Origin of the sequence: Gilvibacter sp., assembly GCF_013214815.1 — a bacterium.
In the GTDB taxonomy this organism is placed as follows: Bacteria; Bacteroidota; Bacteroidia; order Flavobacteriales; family Flavobacteriaceae; genus Gilvibacter.
In genome coordinates this window covers 19,905-37,595 of record NZ_JABSPU010000004.1, presented here as the reverse complement: position 1 = coordinate 37,595, position 17,691 = coordinate 19,905, and the positions used below count along the sequence as shown (strand labels likewise).

The window sequence follows — 17,691 nt, the reverse complement described above, 5'->3', positions numbered from 1 at the left end:
ACAGCGCGTTTTGCCGTATATTTGCATACAATTTACAATCAGTCTATAGAGGAATGATCAAAGTAAGTGATATCGCAAAAACCAAACTAGCCCAACTCATGCAAGAAGAGGGCTTTAACGCTACTACAGATTTTGTGCGCGTAGGCGTGAAAAGTGGTGGCTGTTCTGGCTTGTCCTATGAACTCAAATTTGACAACAGCAAAGCGGATGAAGACAAGATCTTTGAAGACAATGCTGTTCGCATCTTGGTAGACAAGCGCAGCTTCCTGTACTTGGTGGGAACCACCTTGGAATACAGCGGAGGACTCAACGGCAAAGGCTTTGTATTCAATAACCCCAACGCTAACAGAACCTGTGGCTGCGGCGAAAGCTTTTCGCTCTAATTTTTAAGCAATCAATCCATGAATAAGTTTACTGAAGACGATTTAAAAAAGGAACTCGAGACTAAAGAGTACGAGTACGGATTCTATACCGATATTGAGTCCGATACCTTTCCTGTGGGATTGAACGAAGATATTGTTCGCGCCATTTCTAAAAAGAAGGAAGAGCCCGAGTGGATGACCGAATGGCGTCTAGAGGCTTTTCGTTATTGGCAAGAAATGGAAGAGCCAGACTGGGCCAATGTGAACTACGACAAACCCGATTTTCAAGCCATTTCTTATTATTCGGCCCCTGCAAAGAAGGCCAAATACGAGAGCTTGGATGAAGTAGATCCTGAATTGTTGGAGACTTTCAACAAACTCGGAATCTCCTTGGAAGAGCAAAAGAAGCTTGCCGGAGTTGCCGTAGACATCGTAATGGACTCTGTTTCTGTAGCCACAACTTTCAAAGAGACTTTGGCAGAGAAGGGAATTATTTTCTGTTCCATCTCAGAAGCCATCCAAGAGCATCCGGAACTAGTCAAGAAGTATATCGGATCTGTGGTTCCACAGCGAGACAACTTCTACGCTGCTTTGAATTCGGCAGTATTTAGTGACGGATCCTTCTGTTATATCCCAAAGGGTGTTAGATGCCCCATGGAGCTTTCCACTTATTTTAGAATCAATCAGGCCGGAACCGGACAGTTTGAAAGAACTTTGGTAATTGCTGATGAAGGTTCTTACGTAAGTTACTTGGAAGGATGTACCGCACCATCGCGTGATGAGAACCAATTGCACGCCGCAGTGGTAGAACTCATTGCCTTGGACGATGCCGAAATTAAGTACAGCACCGTGCAAAACTGGTATCCTGGAGGAAAAGACGGAAAAGGTGGGGTTTTCAACTTTGTGACCAAGCGCGGACTTTGTGAGACCAATGCCAAGATCAGCTGGACGCAAGTAGAAACAGGATCCGCAGTAACCTGGAAATACCCAAGTTGTGTGCTTAAAGGGAACAACTCGATCGGAGAATTCTACTCCATCGCCGTGACCAACAATTACCAGCAGGCAGATACAGGAACTAAAATGATCCACCTCGGGAAGAACACCCGCAGTACGATCATCTCCAAAGGAATCTCTGCCGGGAAATCGCAGAACTCGTATCGTGGATTGGTGCAGATCAATTCCAGAGCGGAGAATGCGCGTAACTTCTCGCAGTGTGATTCGCTTTTGATGGGTAATGAGTGTGGAGCACATACCTTCCCATACATTGAGGCAAAGAATAAATCAGCAACCATAGAACACGAAGCGACAACGAGTAAGATTGGGGAAGACCAGATCTTTTACTGCAACCAACGCGGTATTGATACCGAAAAGGCGATCGCGCTTATCGTGAATGGATTCAGCAAGGAAGTTTTGAATAAACTCCCGATGGAATTTGCTGTGGAAGCTCAGAAACTATTAGAAATCAGCCTAGAAGGCTCAGTAGGATAAGCATGAGAAAACTAGCGACTCTATTTTTCATATTTGCCCTAATGGCAAGCTGTGCAGAAGAGCAATCTGCAGACACTAAAAAATACAAAGGCAACTTTTTGCTTTTTGAAGACAATGCAGTATTGGAAGTAAATGAAGTCATGTATACGGTCAAAAACGATGCAATGACTCAAGAACTCGCCACTAAGGCTGCGAATTGGCAAAAGACGCCTTTTGACATGGTTCCGGTAACCCTGGAGGCTGTGGTAGAGGCAAAACCTGCCAATGCAGAAGGTTGGGATTCCATCCTGACTATCAAGAGAATTGTAGAAGTAAGCCCGACGGCTGTCGGACCGGATATAGAAATTGAAGAAACAAATCAGTAAGATGTTACAGATAGAAAATTTGCACGCAAGTGTAGAAGACAAAGACATTCTAAAAGGAATTGACCTGCAAATCGGTGCCGGAGAGGTACACGCTATCATGGGTCCAAACGGTTCTGGTAAAAGTACCTTGGCCTCTGTGATCGCAGGAAACGAGGACTATGAAATGACAGAAGGCAACTTACTGTTAGAAGGAGAAGATATTTCAGAGTTGGATCCGGAAGAGCGCGCTCATCACGGAGTGTTCCTTTCTTTCCAGTATCCGGTAGAGATCCCGGGAGTATCGGTAACCAACTTTGTGAAGACCGCCATCAATGAAACACGCAAAGCTCAAGGCATGGAAGAAATGCCTGCTGCCGAGATGTTGAAGAAGATCCGCGAAAAAGCGGCCTTGTTAGAAATTGATCGCAAGTTCTTATCCCGTTCCTTGAATGAAGGATTCTCCGGAGGTGAGAAAAAGCGCAACGAGATCTTCCAAATGGCTATGCTCGAGCCTAAGTTGGCCATTTTGGATGAGACGGACTCTGGTTTGGACATTGACGCCTTGCGTATTGTTGCAAACGGGGTGAATAAACTCCGCAGCGAAAACAATGCCGTATTGGTAATTACGCACTACCAGCGTCTTTTGGACTACATCGTTCCAGATAAAGTACACGTACTTATGGATGGGAAGATCGTAAAGACTGGAGACAAGGACTTAGCGCTTAAGCTAGAAGAGAAAGGATACGACTGGATCAAAGAAGAAGTTAAAACGGCTTAAAGATGAGTTTAAAAGATAAATTGATCTCTTCTTATATGGCCTACGAGGATTCGTTGGATCAAGAACACTTGATTCACGATATCCGCTCTGCTGCCATTAAGAACTTTGAGAATACCGGCTTCCCAACCCGTAAACACGAAGCTTGGAAATACACCCCGCTTGACAAAATGCTCAAAGCGGATTACACCGTTTTTCCAAAGAAATCAGACGCCTTAGAATACAAGAATGTAAAGCAATACTTTTTGCACGATGTAGACACCTACAAAATAGTTTTTGTAGATGGTGTTTACTCTTCTTTCTTGTCTGAGACGACGCATGAGGGAATTGATGTATGTTTACTGTCTTCTGCATTGAGCAAAGACAAATACCGCCCGGTAATTGAAGCTTATTTCAATAAAGCTGCGGAGACGGACAGCATCACCTCACTCAATACGGCCTTTGCCAAAGAAGGTGCTTACATCTTTATTCCGGCGCACAAGGAAGTAGAAAAACCTATTGAGATCATCAACTTTGCTACAGGTAGTGAAGCTGCATTGATGATCCAGCCGCGCAACTTGGTAGTTGTTGGTGAGAATGCCCACGTGCAGATCATTGAGCGCCATCAAAGTTTGGCAGAGCATCCGATCTTGACCAATTCGGTTACCGAGATATTTGCTGAGAAGCGCGCATATATTGATTATTACAAAGTACAGAACGATGCAGAGACTGCTTCTCTAATTGACAGTACTTATATTAAGCAAGAACGTGATAGCAATTGCCGTGTACACACCTTCTCTTTTGGTGGAAAACTGATCAGAAACAACTTGAACTTCTACCAGCAAGGACAGCACTGCGATTCTACTTTGAAAGGGGTGACCATTATTGAGAAGAAGCAACACGTGGACCACTCTACTTTGGTACATCACCAATCACCAAACTGTGAGAGTCACCAAGACTACAAAGGAATCTATGACGATTCTGCTGTTGGGGTATTCAACGGTAAAGTGATGGTGGATAAGATCGCGCAGAAGATCGACGCCTTCCAACAGAACAACAATATCTTGATCAGTGACAAGGCAACCATCAACGCCAAACCACAACTAGAGATCTTCGCAGATGATGTAAAGTGTTCTCACGGTTGTACTATTGGACAGTTAGATGAAGACGCACTATTCTATCTGCGTTCACGCGGAATCGGAAAGAAAGAGGCTAACGCCCTTTTGATGTATGCCTTTGCTAACAACGTATTGGAAAGTGTAAAGATCCCAGAACTGAAAAATAGAATCAACGGATTGATCGCTGAAAAAATTGGCGTTCAACTCGGTTTTGATCTGTAATATATAGCCCTAAATTTAGATGAATCAAACAGCCAAAATACCCTTTGATGTTGCCACTATCCGCAAAGAGTTCCCTATTCTTAAGCGCGAGGTAAACGGTTATCCTTTGGTGTATTTTGACAACGCAGCCACGTCTCAAAAACCTCAAGTGGTCATTGACAGTATTGTAGACTACTACAGCAACTACAACGCGAACATCCATCGCGGGGTACACGCTTTATCTCAAGAGGCTACAGATGCTTATGAGGCTGCGCGCAAAAAGATTCAGAAATTCATCGGGGCAGAAAAACAACACGAAGTGATCTTCACTTCGGGAACCACTCACAGTATCAATATTGTGGCCAACGGCTTCAGTCATTTGCTTCAAAGCGGTGATGAGATCTTGGTCTCTGCTATGGAACACCATTCCAATATTGTGCCCTGGCAAATGCTTTGTGAGCGTACTGGAGCGAGCTTGAAGGTAATTCCTATGAACGAGGACGGAACCTTGATCATGGAAGACTATCAGGCGCTTTTGAACAACAATACCAAACTGGTCTTTGTCAATCATATCTCCAATGCTTTAGGAACGATCAATCCTGTGAAGGAGATCATTGCCCTAGCCCATGAGCACGGAGCTGCAGTTTTGATCGACGGAGCGCAATCTTGCGCGCACCAAACTGTAGATGTTCAAGAATTAGACGCTGATTTCTATGTGAGTTCTGCCCATAAAATGTGCGGCCCTACAGGAATTGGTTTTTTATACGGCAAGGAATCTTGGCTCAATAGACTCCCTCCATATCAAGGGGGCGGTGAGATGATTAAAGAGGTGACTTTTGAAAAGACTACCTACGCAGAATTGCCACACAAATTTGAAGCCGGAACACCTAATGTGTCTGGCGGAATTGCCTTTGGAATTGCAATTGACTACCTAAATTCCATAGGCTTGCAAGCTATTGCAGATTACGAGAATGAGCTACTAGAATACGGAACTCAGCAGCTTTTGACTGTTCCAGGATTACGCATTTATGGAACAACAAAAGCTAAGACCTCGGTTATTTCTTTTAATTTAGAGGGCGTGCATCCGTATGATGTTGGCACCATTCTTGACAAATTAGGTATAGCAGTGCGAACTGGACACCACTGTGCGCAGCCCATTATGGACTTTTATAAGATCCCTGGGACCGTACGTGCGTCCTTCTCATTTTACAACACTACCGAGGAAATTGATCGATTGGTAGCTGGAGTAAAACGCGCACAGCAAATGCTTAGTTAAACCTAAATTTGAAGTCTATGCGAATCGCGATATTATTAGTACTCAGCTTAATGTTGAGTTGTAACGGCAGTAAACAAAGCGCAGCTAGCGGTAAATCTCAGGCAGATATGAACCTCAACGGTAATTACAAAGTAGTTACTATGAATGGAGAGGCCTTTGCTGATCAAGGTATGGAGCTCATTTTTGACCCCAATACCAACAGTGTAAATGGATCCTCTGGATGCAATAAGTTGTTTGGAAACTTTACCCAGAATGAAGCCAGTATATCCATTGAAGCCTTAGGGTCTACCAAGATGTTCTGTGAAGGACGAATGGATCTTGAAAAGCAGCTCATTCAAGGACTTACAGCAGTCAATGGTGTTGTAGCTGCTGACGACGGTAAATTGAATTTGATGAACGGAGATACCGTTTTAATGCAATTGGAAAAAATAGCAGAATGACCATAGCGGAAATTCAAGAAGAAATAATTGACGAGTTTGCATTCTTTGAAGATTGGATGCAACGCTACGAGCACATGATCGCTTTGGGGAAATCATTGCCTCTGATCGATCCGCAGTACAAAACTGATGAATTCATCATTAAAGGCTGTCAGTCTAAAGTTTGGTTGCATGCTGAACTTCAAGACGGACAGGTTATGCTTACTGCAGATAGTGATGCCATCATTACCAAAGGTATAGTGGCTTTGCTGATCCGTGTGTTCTCTGGACAATCTCCAGAAGCAATTGTCAATGCCGATCTTGCCTTTGTGGATGAGATCGGACTCAAGGAGCATTTGTCTCCAACCCGAGCCAACGGCTTGGTTTCAATGATTAAACAAATCAAATTATACGCTGTGGCGTATCAATCTCAATTAAAGGCATAAATATGAGCGAGCAAACTGTAGACACCGCCGAACTTGGAGAAAAGATCGTAAAGGTCTTAAAGACCATTTTTGATCCGGAAATTCCAGTTGATATTTATGAATTAGGACTTATTTACGACGTCTTGGTCAATGAAGACATGGACGTAAAAATACTAATGACACTAACCACACCAAACTGCCCGGTAGCTGAAACGCTTCCCAAGGAAGTTGAAGACAAGGTTAAATCCATCAAAGCGGTAAAAGACGCTGAAGTGGAGATCACCTTTGATCCGCCTTGGAGTCAAGACCTGATGAGCGAAGAAGCCAAACTAGAACTGGGTATGTTGTAAAAATTACAGGCATGACGACATACGGAATCGATGCCCTGGCTGTTTATATCCCCAAACTGTATTTGGATATTGCAGATCTGGCTGAAGCACGAGAAATCCCTTATGAGAAACTGAGAAAAGGACTGGGTCTGGAGCAAATGGCCTTGCCTGACACAGACGAAGACGCAGCGAGTTTTGCTGCCAATGCACTCTGGAAGCTCATAAACAACAACGCCTTTGATCCTCGCGAGATCGGACGTATTTATGTGGGGACAGAAAGTGCTGTAGACGGTTCCAAACCCACTGCAACTTACGCTACAGAATATGTTGAACAGCGCTTGGCTCCGCAATATGGCAATCGTTGCTTTAAGAACTGTGATGTTGTTGATTTGACCTTTGCCTGCGTGGGTGCTGTAGATGCATTGCAAAACTGCTTGGATTGGGTTAAAGGTGGGCAGAACAGAAAGGCGATCGTGATTGCCTCTGACTTGTCTAAATACGAACTACACTCCACCGGAGAGTACACCCAAGGTGCTGGTGCCGTAGCTACCTTAATCACGGCTAACCCTAGAATTGTGAGTATTGACGACACTTGGGGAATTGGAATGCAGAGTGTGGGTGATTTCTTTAAACCACGCCGCAGTTTTGTCAAGGAAGACCTTTTGAAAGAGTTAACCGACTCGGCTGATATCTCACTACCAAAAACAGAACAAACAGGATCCTTGTGGTCAGACCCACATAGAATTGTCAACGTCTATCGGGAAGAGCCTGTTTTTGACGGACAATACTCCAACGCTTGCTATTCCGACAGGATCACAGAAGCATTGGCCCATTATAAAGAACAAGAAAGTAGTGCTGATTTTATGAATTGGGACTACTTGGTGTTTCACCTACCCTATGCCTATCACGGGCGCAGAATCATTTTGCGTAATTGGCTGGAGTGGATCTCAGGAACTCCAACTTATGACGCTTTGATCGCAGAGGTGGGATCTCCAGAAGAAGACCCTAAAGGCTGGAAACGCGCTGTGGCAAAATCAAGTTTGTACTCCAAGTTCGTGGCAGATCACAGTGAGGTTACTGAACGCGCATCTTCTGTAATTGGCAATATGTACACCGCCTCCATTTTTATGGCCTTAGTGAGCTTGCTGATGCATGCAGAGAATGATCTAACGGACTTGAGCGGCAAAGCGCTTGGATTTATCGCTTACGGAAGCGGTTCCAAATCCAAAGTGTTCACCGGAACTATCCAAGAAAACTGGAAAGACGGCATGGCTGCATTAGACCTTAGCGACCAATTGGCGCAACGCCAGCAGGTGGACATTGAGACCTATCAACAGTTACACACCGGAGCTAAGCAAAAACCAGTGGTCGTGTCTGATGATATCGTATTAACTCATATTGAATCTGAAAAGGAGACGGCGATCGGTCTGAGAACCTACGCCCAAAACAAAGCCTAAAGTATGGAAGATCCGATTGTAAATCGCGTAGCGAAAAGTCCATTGGTCAACCTAGATCTGGAAGAACTTTTTCCTGAGATCGAGGTGGCAGAGCTGGACATTTCTCAATGGCTTACAGGCGGGTTCATTCTTAAAGAAAAAGAACTTAGAACGGCTTTGGAAGCAGCTGATCTTTCCGCTTACGCGGACAAAGTAGTTGCTTTGCATTGCAGCACAGACGCCATACTTCCCGGCTGGGCCTTTATGCTTGTTGCCGCTGCCGTTAACCCACTGGCCGAATTAATCGTGTTAGGTGATAAAGCCACGGCCATGACCGCTTATGCACAGCGCTATATGGAAGGTCTTGACCTCAGTGAGTATCAAGACAGACCGGTAATCATAAAAGGCTGCGGAGATCGAGATATTCCCGAACAAGCCTTAATTACACTGAGCAATCGTTTGCAAGGAATAGCCAAGAGTGTACTCTTTGGAGAGGCCTGTTCTTCTGTTCCCGTATATAAGCGCAGGTAAGACGTCGAACAATTACGTCCTTTCATCCAAATTTCTTAACTTTCAGCGTCGGTAATTTCCACAGTAATTATTTACCGTATCTTTGTGTAGTAACTAATCCGTTGGGGACTAGCACCCTACACAAATTTTAAAACAGACGAGCAATGAAAAGAATTGCACTACTTTTTGCCCTATTAGTTTTACCAGCGCTAAGTTGGGGACAAGAAACAGAAGAAGAACTCAAGTCTGCTATCGCAGCCAAAAAAGACTCTATTGCAGCCATTCAAGGACGCGCTGATGGCTTGCAATCTAAATTAGACGCACTACCAGGATGGAAATTCGGAGCTTTTGGAACCGTTGGTTTCAGTCTATCTGAATTTAGTAACTGGTATGCTCAAGGTACTCCAAATGTATCTTCAGGTAATATTGGAATCACTTTCAACTCCTTTGCTAACCTCAAGCAAGAAAAGTTCTTTTGGCGCAACGCCTTAAATGTAAACTTGAGATGGGTAAAGTTTGATGATCAAGACGACCCGACAGACGATGACAGTTTCCAGGAAGCTACAGATGTGTTTAACATCACCTCACTTTACGGACGTAACATTGCCAAGAACTTAGCCGTATCAGGATTGGCAGAATACCGCTCTACCATTTTGAACAACTTCAACGATCCTGGTTATTTAGATCTTGGTATTGGTGCAACATGGACACCAATTGAAAACTTGGTAGTTGTTGTACATCCTTTGAACTACAACTTTGTATTTGCAGACGATGACGTGGTTTACAACTCTTCATTTGGTGCCAAGATCTTGGTGGATTACACCCGTTCTTTTGGAAAGTTGAATTTGAAGTCTAACCTATCTGCCTTTCAAAGCTATGAGTCTAGCGATCTTTCTAACTGGACGTGGATCAACTCTTTAGGATACACCCTTTGGAAAGGAATCGGGATTGGATTTGAATTGGGTCTAAGAGGAAACCAGCAAGAGGCCTTGGCAAACGCTTTGGCTAATGTAATGGAAGGTGATGTCATGCCAACCTTTGACAATATTGACAATGATGTACAGAGCTACTGGCTCTTTGGTGTGAACTACAAGTTCTAAATCCGCATTATTGAAAACAAAAAGAAAGCCGCTTTTTTCAAGCGGCTTTTTTTATTCTTGATTTTCTTCATAGGAAGGATACAGAAAGTGGTTATAAGGAAAACGCGTGATGTGAATCTCCCGTACCTTTTCATAAACAACCTTTCTAAATTCCTCCAGATTCTCCTTATTTAAAGCTGAAATGAAGATCGCATCACCATTGGCTCGAGCCATCCAAGTGCGTTGCCATTCGGCCAAAGTATTGTGCTTGTTGGTGCGTTCTGTGGTTAGATCATCATCGGCGATGATTTCGTGGGTATAAGCATCGATCTTATTAAAGACCATTAGTGTTGGCTTGTCGGCGCAATGAATCTCATCCAAGATCGCATTAACCGATTCGATATGTTCTTCAAAATTCGGATGCGAAATATCTACCACATGTAAGAGCAGATCCGCCTCGCGAACTTCGTCTAAAGTACTCTTAAAAGATTCCACCAATTGAGTAGGCAACTTTCTGATAAACCCTACGGTATCACTCAGCAGAAAAGGCAAATTACCAATCACTACCTTTCGCACTGTGGTGTCCAGAGTAGCAAAAAGTTTGTTCTCTGCAAAGACGTTAGATTTAGAGATGACGTTCATCAAAGTGGACTTTCCAACGTTGGTATACCCCACCAAAACCACACGAACCAAGGCCCCGCGATTCCCACGTTGCACAGCCATTTGCTTGTCTATGGTTTGCAGTTTCTTTTTGAGTAAGGCGATTCGATCCCGCACGATTCGACGGTCCGTTTCAATCTCCGTTTCTCCAGGTCCGCGCATCCCAATACCTCCTCGCTGACGCTCCAAGTGCGTCCAAAGCCCGGTCAATCGAGGTAAGAGGTATTCATACTGCGCTAACTCCACTTGGGTTCGCGCATAACTGGTCTTGGCCCGTTGGGCAAAGATGTCGAGGATCAACCCGGTTCGGTCTAAGATCTTACAACGCAGCAGCTTTTCTATGTTGTTTTGCTGCGCTGGTGTCAACTCATCATCAAAGATCACAGTGCTGATGTCGTTCTCTTTGACGTATTCCATTAGCGTCTCCATTTTTCCTGTACCAATAAAGGTTTTTGGGTTGGGGCGCTCCATACGTTGCGTAAAACGACGCTTTACTTCGCCTCCAGCCGTATAGGCTAAAAATTGAAGCTCGTCTAAATAATCTTCAAGGGTATCAGCATCCTGACCCTGAGTCACGATCCCGACCAATACGGTATTCTCGTAAGCTATTTCTTTTTGCTCTAGCATGAGTGTAAAGGTACAAAACATGCCGATTCCGTCTATTTTTTATGGCTTCAAATCCTTTTATAAAGGGCAATTGCGTTGAATTTTTGTAATTTGATCAACCAGTTTAATCAACCGCATGAAACGCCACAACATCGGCTTTTACAATTTGGAGAATCTCTTTGACCTCCATGACGATCCTTATACGTTAGATAACGACTTTACCCCTAAGTCTGAAAAGCGTTGGAACCGCAAACGCTATGAGAAGAAACTCAAAAAATTAGGTTCTGTCATCGCGAAAATTGGTGCCGATGAAGTGGGTGAACCTCCAGCGGTTGTTGGGATAGCTGAAGTGGAGAACAAAACGGTGATTCGCGATCTGATCGGCAGCAAGCACCTGAGAAAACTCGGGTATCGGTATGTGCATTTTGACGCACCAGATGAACGTGGCATTGACACCGCCTTGCTCTACAGAGATGCCCACTTTGAGGTCTTGGAGAGTAAAACCTTGGCGGTAATGATTCACAATCCAGAAGGAGAACGCGACTACACCCGTGACATACTCTACGTTAAAGGCCTCCTGGATGGAGCTCCGGTACATTTGATGGTCAATCATTGGCCCTCCCGACGTGCAGGAGCTGAACTCACGGAATACAAACGTGTAAAAGCGGCTCAGACCTGCCTGGAAATGGTACATGAGGTTCGTGCCTCAGAACCTGAAGCCGATCTGGTGATCATGGGTGATTTTAACGACAATCCAGACTCGGCAAGTATCAAAGACAATTTGGTGCCGGAATCATTCTACAATCCGATGGAAAAACTCCACACAAGAAAACGCGGGAGTTCAAAATATCGAGACAGTTGGTATCTGTTCGATCAGATCTTGGTCAGCGAGTCTCTAAGGACCAAAGACAAGTTTGGATTGCGCTTTGAGCAGGCAGAAATATTCGATCCTATTTACCTGAGAGAATACAGCGGTAGATTCAAAGGAAATCCCTTTAGAACCTACGTTGGGAAAAAACATTTGGGTGGTTTCAGCGACCACTTTCCCGTCTATGCGAGCTTTACAATTCATAAATTTTAGGATTTCAACCCCGCGTTTGTCGATGAATTATGCCGCTTATCTATTATTGTAGTTACTCGGTTGAACTATCATAATTTTGGTTAAATTAGTGTTTCATTTGGTTAGGTGTCACAGCCACTAAAGCCGCTTGAGGCTTTAAAAACCAAGCGTGAAACATCAAAATTTTGCATTGATATAACTAAACAAGAATGAAAAAACTCTACACGCTACTTCTCGTATTTTGTGTTCTTGGTTTACAGGATGCTGACGCACAGCAAGATCCTCAGTACACCCAGTACATGTATAATATGAATGTGATAAACCCTGCCTATGCTGGGTCTAAAGAATCCCTTTCGATGACGGCGCTCTACCGCAGACAATGGTCTGGTTTTGACGGGGCTCCTGAAACCATCACATTTTCTGGTCATGCTCCCATAGGCGAGAAGACTGGTTTAGGGCTTTCTGCCATTAAAGACGAATTAGGACCGGTGCAGGAAACTAACGTATTCGTGGATTTCTCATACACCTTGCAGGTGAGTGACAATGCGAAGTTGGCCTTAGGTCTTAAGGCGGGTGCTACCTTTCACGATGTGGCCTTGTCTACCTTATTGTTGACCGATCCAGGAGATCCATTCTTCTCTCAAGACATCAACAGTACTTACCCGAATATTGGTGCGGGTGCATTCTTTTACACCGATAAATTCTACCTATCTGTTTCTGTACCGAACTTGTTAAACTCGGTACACTTGGATGAAAACGGATTGAAGTACGGTTCTGAGACCAATCACTTCTTTGCTGCGACAGGATATGTATTTGATCTTTCTCAAAACGTAAAGCTTAAGCCACACGTTTTGGTTAAAGGGGCTTTTGATGCTCCCTTATCTTTTGATGCGAACCTCAACGCACTGTTCTACGAAAAATTCGAGCTGGGTGCTTCTTACCGTTTAGATGACTCTTTCAGTGGTCTTGTCGGTTTCCAAGCTACTCCTAACTTCAGAATTGGTTACGCTTATGACAGCGTAGTTTCTGACCTGGATGTGGTTACCAGCGCATCGCACGAAATCATTCTAACCTTTGATATCTTCCTCAACAAGCGCGTGCTCAAGTCGCCTAGATATTTCTAATCCTATTCTTCGAAGAACATGAAAAAAATATACCTCTTTATATTCGCACTTACGGTAAGCACGGCCACCTTGACTGCTCAGAACAAAGACACCAAGGCGGCAGACAAGCACTACGACCGCTTGGAATATACCGAAGCTATTGAAGACTATGAGCGCCTAATTGCTCGTGGAAAAGCTGACTCTTATGTTTACGAGCGCTTGGCCAATAGTTACTACAATATTAATGACACTGAAAAAGCTGCTACCTACTACAAGCGCATCATGACTGATAGCAATGTAGATGCAGAATCTGTATACAATTACGCGCAGAGTTTGAAAGCCAATGGAGACTTCTCTGGATCTAACGATATCATGAAGAAGTTTGCCGGTATGAAGCCTAGAGATAAGCGTGCTCAGGAATTCATGAAAAACCCGGATTACATTCCTGGACTTTTGAACAACACGCCACAATTTACTGTGGAAAATGCAGGAGACATCAACTCAGAATTCTCTGAATTTGGTGGAACCATGAGTGGGAACACCATGTATTTCTCTTCTGCTCGTAATACAAAACGCAGAGATTACGGATGGAACGATCAACCGTTCTTAGATGTATATGCCGCTAACTGGACTGATGGAACTATTGGTTCTGCGGAATTGATCCCTGGAGATGTGAACACCAAGTTCCACGAAGGAACTGTTGCTTTCTCTGCGGATGGAAAGCGCATCTACTTTGACCGTAACAACTACTTTAAAGGAAAGTACCAAAAAGATGAGGATGGTGTAAACCAACTGAATCTTTATACGGCTGAATTGGTGAATGGAAAGTGGGTTGATGTAAAGCCACTTCCTTTCAACAGCAGCGAGTACTCTACAGGTCACCCTTGCTTGAGCAAAGACGGAAAGACGCTTTATTTTGTGTCTGACATGCCAGGTGGAAAAGGAATGGCCGACATTTATATGGTAAGTGTTAATGCTGACGGAACTTACGGATCTCCTCAAAACGTTGAGGCAGTAAACACCGAAGGAAAAGAAGTATTCCCACATATTGCTGATTCTGGAACACTATTCTTTTCTAGTGATGGTCACCCAGGTCTTGGAGGTTTAGATGTATTCAAAGCTGAAGGCGGAAAGATCACCAATATGGGAGTTCCTGTAAACAGTGGTGGAGATGACTTTGCCTTTATGTATGACGAAGCTAGCATGAGCGGATTTGTTTCTTCTGACCGTGAAGGTGGAAAAGGAAGCGATGACATCTACCAAGTTGCTGGTATTCCACCATGTGATGTAAATATGATGATCACTGTTGTGGATGGAGATACTGGAGCGCCGCTTGCTGATGCTAAAGTTGACATCTTTGATGCGAGCCGCAACCGTTTAGGGTCTAAAATGACCGACGGAAACGGAATGGTTGAGTTTATGGGCGAATGCGATATGAACTACTCCCTAACTGCAGAAAAGGCTGAGTACGAAAGCGGAACTGCTATGGCGAGTTCTTCAGAGAACGGACCATACGAGGTACGCATTGCGCTTAATCCAATTGAAGAAATCATTCAAGAAGACCGCGTGGTTCTAGAACCGATCTTCTTTGACTTTGATAAAGCGAACATCAAGCCACAGGCTGCTTTTGAATTGGACAAATTAGTTCAAGTAATGAAGAAGTATCCTGAAATGGTGATCCGCGTAGAAAGTCACACCGACAGCCGCGGTGGAAACCGATACAATATGCAGCTTTCTGAGCGCAGAGCACAGTCTTCAGTACAATATGTGATCTCTCAAGGAATTGACGCAAGCCGCATTAGCGGAATCGGTAAAGGTAAAACAGAGCCTCTAGTGGATTGCTCTGGTGGATGTACAGATGAACAGCACCAACAAAACCGCCGCTCTGACTTTATCATCGTAAAGAAATAAAACTAGGAATTGCTCGAAAAATACAATAACTAACCAACCAATGAACCCTCCCTTGCGAAAAGCTTTGGAGGGTTTTTTAATACTTGATAAATCGATCGCGATGAAGACGTCCTTGATCATCACGCAATTCAATAATATAAGTTCCAGAAGAGAATACTGAGACATCTAGTTGACTCTTATAATCAGAACGAAGGATTAATTGCCCCATCGCGGAATAAATTCTTAGGGATTGATAATTTGCCGCGGTTTCAAAATTTAGAGTCTCTGCGACAGGATTCGGATACAAAGTGATGCCGCCCAACTCTTGCTCTTCCACACTCAATGGAGTTATCACAGACAGTGCAAAGTCAACTAAAAACTGGAAGCGATCTGTATTTCCTGAATATTCAATACTGTGTACCAAGGTGTGCCGATCTCCGATTCCCAAAGCGTCATAAGCTTCTGTAATGATAATTCCGTTCTCTGGATCGTGGATATCTTCGGTCCCCGGCTCAAAACGATAGACAAAAAATATAGGTGGAGAGTCTATACTGACCTCATCGGTTGGTAACCACCACGATGGGTCTGCCCAAATACCATCTGGTAAAGCATTATACATATACAAACCTTTTACATTGGGATTGGGCCGGTGCCCATAGATCCAGCTCACTATGGTTCCTCTAGAGGACCCTCCAATAATCATATTGGTCAAGTCAAAGTTGTAGGTATCGGCATTGGCTTCTAACCATTCGAACATGAGTTCAGCATCTGCCCAAGTAGTTTCTACGTCCTCTATTGAAGTCAAACTGGTAATTGACTCCCAAGAGACCACAGAGATTCCAACGTCTTTTAGATCATCCGTAATGGAGCCTGGCAAGTCTGTAGTGCCGCCGTTTGGATGGGCATAAACAAAAACCGGAGTAGGCATACTAGATGGAGCAATCCAAATGTCTAGAAACTGACGGTCTTCTGGACCATATGAAACACCCGTATGATCTTGGGCGCTTAGACTGAAGCTAATAAGGAGCAATAAAAAGATGGGGCTTATCTTTTTCATGGCAGGATGATTTTTTCAAATTTAGTAATTCTGTAGATATATAGTTGACTCCCAGAATCCTAAAAGGTTTAAAACAAAAAACCCGCCTGTTTCCAGGCGGGTTCATCAGTGTATATAAAATCGTTCTTAGATTCCAGTCACTTCTACGTTATCTACGTGGTAACGTGTAGAAGCTCCAGATTCAGATCCGGTGTACAAGAATGCAAAGTGTACAGTTCCTTCTAAACAAGATACGTTTACAGGACCAACAGCTTCAAAGCTTCCGAATCCACCAGAAGGACCAACTGGGATTGAAGCATCCAAGAGGTTCCAGTCTGCTGTAGTTGGGTCTCCAGTAAAGTTATTTGAGAACAATACGCTCAATACAGTACCGTTGTCAAAGTTTGCTTGAACGTCAAACATCAATTCTTCTGCAGTAGTTCCATCCATGTCAATTCCAGGAGTTACTAACCAAGACTCAATAGTGTCTTCTCCAGAAGAGAATGCAGTGATTTGTGCGTAGTTGTTTCCGCTAAAAGTACCCAATACCCACTCGGTGCTTCCACCAACAGTGTTTACGTTAGTCCATCCAGCAGCTACTAGATCAGCAAGACTACCGATTCCTTCAAAATCCTCGCTAAAGAAAGCAGAACCACCTCCTGAAGGACCAGTACAAGCTGTGAAATCAGGATCACAACGCTCAGAAACGTCTCCAAAGGCAACGTCAGCTGGCTCGTTGATCACTAGGGTGTAGAAATCATCAAAGAAGTCACGAGAAAGGATCCCGTCAATTGATCCACGTCCGTTTGGCAACAATAGTGCTTTAAAGTCTGCGAAAGTAGAAGTCTGTACAATGATAGAACCTCCTTCACATCCTTCTAGGGTACGGTCACCGTCAAACTCATCTGTTGGCTCCGCAGCAAAGGTCAATGGGTTATCACCCAATACATCGTTTCTGTTGAACTGTACATCGCTAATGCGGATGTATACGTTCTCTAAAGCAGAGTCATCACCAGAAGCGCTGATCTCAGCCAAAGTAGTCTCACGAGGAACGATAGTGGCAACCTCTTCTGTTCTGAAGATTCTCCACAGGTTCTCATCAGATCCTTCACCTACCAATACCGATGGAGGCAATTTGTCGATGAAGTCTCCTCCACCCAATCCAAGTCCAAGTACTCCGTTAGTTACCGCTAGAGTCAATCCGTCTAGCTTCACTAAGATCTTACGTCCTTTTTCAAAACGAGTAAATAGTGGGTTCACATCTACCAATACCTTCACACCAGTAGTTGGGTTTTCAGCTTTGTCTTGAATAACAATTTCCTCAAACCAGTTTCCACCTTCGTCGCTAGATACTACATATCCTTCTACAACCAAGTTGTCATCGGCATCAAAAGTCACTTCGCTATCGCCATCAGCAACAGCTTGTTCAAAGATACCTCTAAGGGCATCCAAAGTAATTACAGTTCCGTCTACCTCAACAATATCAATGGAGGTGTTCGGCAGGTCAAATTCATCGTCCTGAACACAGGAGAATCCAACGGCTACAAAAAGTAGCACGGCCATTAGTTTATATAGATTCATGATTTTCATGATTAATT

Annotated in this window: 18 protein-coding genes; 15 read left to right on the top strand and 3 right to left on the bottom strand. The window is 43.9% G+C overall.

Features of this window, described 5'->3' with window-relative positions; translation table 11 throughout:
- Positions 1-53: 53 nt before the first annotated feature.
- From HRT75_RS01630 to HRT75_RS01575, 12 genes are all read left to right on the top strand, one after another.
- The gene (locus tag HRT75_RS01630; RefSeq protein ID WP_272831240.1) at positions 54-383 is read left to right on the top strand and encodes an iron-sulfur cluster assembly accessory protein; all 330 of its coding nucleotides are present in this window, start codon (positions 54-56) and stop codon (positions 381-383) included.
- Positions 384-401: 18 nt separating this feature from the next.
- Positions 402-1,850, top strand: coding sequence for a Fe-S cluster assembly protein SufB (sufB, locus tag HRT75_RS01625; protein ID WP_291182262.1), 1,449 nt, complete (start codon positions 402-404; stop codon positions 1,848-1,850).
- A gap of 2 nt (positions 1,851-1,852) precedes the next feature.
- Positions 1,853-2,215, top strand: coding sequence for a hypothetical protein (locus HRT75_RS01620; RefSeq protein WP_291182261.1), 363 nt, complete (start codon positions 1,853-1,855; stop codon positions 2,213-2,215).
- A gap of 1 nt (position 2,216) precedes the next feature.
- Complete coding sequence (sufC, locus tag HRT75_RS01615) at positions 2,217-2,972, top strand: Fe-S cluster assembly ATPase SufC (RefSeq protein ID WP_291182260.1); 756 nt, start codon at positions 2,217-2,219, stop codon at positions 2,970-2,972.
- A 2-nt stretch (positions 2,973-2,974) separates the two neighbouring features.
- Positions 2,975-4,288 carry a Fe-S cluster assembly protein SufD gene (sufD, locus tag HRT75_RS01610; RefSeq protein ID WP_291182259.1) on the top strand — a complete coding sequence of 438 codons (1,314 nt, stop codon included), beginning with the start codon at positions 2,975-2,977 and terminating at the stop codon, positions 4,286-4,288.
- 19 nt (positions 4,289-4,307) lie between these two features.
- Positions 4,308-5,543 carry a cysteine desulfurase gene (locus HRT75_RS01605; RefSeq protein ID WP_291182258.1) on the top strand — a complete coding sequence of 412 codons (1,236 nt, stop codon included), beginning with the start codon at positions 4,308-4,310 and terminating at the stop codon, positions 5,541-5,543.
- Between the two features lie 17 nt (positions 5,544-5,560).
- On the top strand, positions 5,561-5,983 hold the full coding sequence (locus HRT75_RS01600) for an META domain-containing protein (RefSeq protein WP_291182257.1): 423 nt from the start codon (positions 5,561-5,563) through the stop codon (positions 5,981-5,983).
- Positions 5,980-6,405, top strand: coding sequence for a SufE family protein (locus tag HRT75_RS01595; RefSeq protein ID WP_291182256.1), 426 nt, complete (start codon positions 5,980-5,982; stop codon positions 6,403-6,405). The genes HRT75_RS01600 and HRT75_RS01595 overlap by 4 nt, the downstream gene beginning before the upstream one ends.
- A gap of 2 nt (positions 6,406-6,407) precedes the next feature.
- Positions 6,408-6,734, top strand: coding sequence for an SUF system Fe-S cluster assembly protein (locus tag HRT75_RS01590; protein WP_087524039.1), 327 nt, complete (start codon positions 6,408-6,410; stop codon positions 6,732-6,734).
- 11 nt (positions 6,735-6,745) lie between these two features.
- Positions 6,746-8,170 (top strand): hydroxymethylglutaryl-CoA synthase, encoded by a 1,425-nt coding sequence (locus HRT75_RS01585; RefSeq protein ID WP_291182255.1) that lies wholly within the window; start codon positions 6,746-6,748, stop codon positions 8,168-8,170.
- 3 nt (positions 8,171-8,173) lie between these two features.
- Entirely contained in the window at positions 8,174-8,680 is a 507-nt protein-coding gene (locus HRT75_RS01580; RefSeq protein ID WP_291182254.1) for a DUF2480 family protein, read from the top strand.
- Positions 8,681-8,823: 143 nt separating this feature from the next.
- Positions 8,824-9,759 (top strand): DUF3078 domain-containing protein, encoded by a 936-nt coding sequence (locus tag HRT75_RS01575; RefSeq protein WP_291182253.1) that lies wholly within the window; start codon positions 8,824-8,826, stop codon positions 9,757-9,759.
- A 51-nt stretch (positions 9,760-9,810) separates the two neighbouring features.
- On the opposite strand, the gene hflX is transcribed toward HRT75_RS01575, so the two are convergent.
- Positions 9,811-11,025 (bottom strand): GTPase HflX, encoded by a 1,215-nt coding sequence (gene hflX, locus HRT75_RS01570; protein ID WP_291182312.1) that lies wholly within the window; start codon positions 11,023-11,025, stop codon positions 9,811-9,813.
- Positions 11,026-11,140: 115 nt separating this feature from the next.
- Here hflX and HRT75_RS01565 point away from each other — a divergent pair, with 115 nt between their 5' ends.
- From HRT75_RS01565 to HRT75_RS01555, 3 genes are all read left to right on the top strand, one after another.
- Entirely contained in the window at positions 11,141-12,085 is a 945-nt protein-coding gene (locus HRT75_RS01565) for an endonuclease (RefSeq protein ID WP_291182252.1), read from the top strand.
- 188 nt (positions 12,086-12,273) lie between these two features.
- Positions 12,274-13,188, top strand: a complete 915-nt coding sequence (locus HRT75_RS01560; RefSeq protein ID WP_291182251.1) for a type IX secretion system membrane protein PorP/SprF — start codon at positions 12,274-12,276, stop codon at positions 13,186-13,188.
- Between the two features lie 18 nt (positions 13,189-13,206).
- Positions 13,207-15,078, top strand: coding sequence for an OmpA family protein (locus HRT75_RS01555; protein ID WP_291182250.1), 1,872 nt, complete (start codon positions 13,207-13,209; stop codon positions 15,076-15,078).
- Between the two features lie 76 nt (positions 15,079-15,154).
- Here the strand turns inward: HRT75_RS01555 and HRT75_RS01550 are convergent, their stop codons facing one another.
- Positions 15,155-16,114 (bottom strand): T9SS type A sorting domain-containing protein, encoded by a 960-nt coding sequence (locus HRT75_RS01550; protein ID WP_291182249.1) that lies wholly within the window; start codon positions 16,112-16,114, stop codon positions 15,155-15,157.
- 126 nt (positions 16,115-16,240) lie between these two features.
- Complete coding sequence (locus tag HRT75_RS01545; RefSeq protein WP_291182248.1) at positions 16,241-17,674, bottom strand: DUF5689 domain-containing protein; 1,434 nt, start codon at positions 17,672-17,674, stop codon at positions 16,241-16,243.
- Positions 17,675-17,691: the final 17 nt, after the last annotated feature.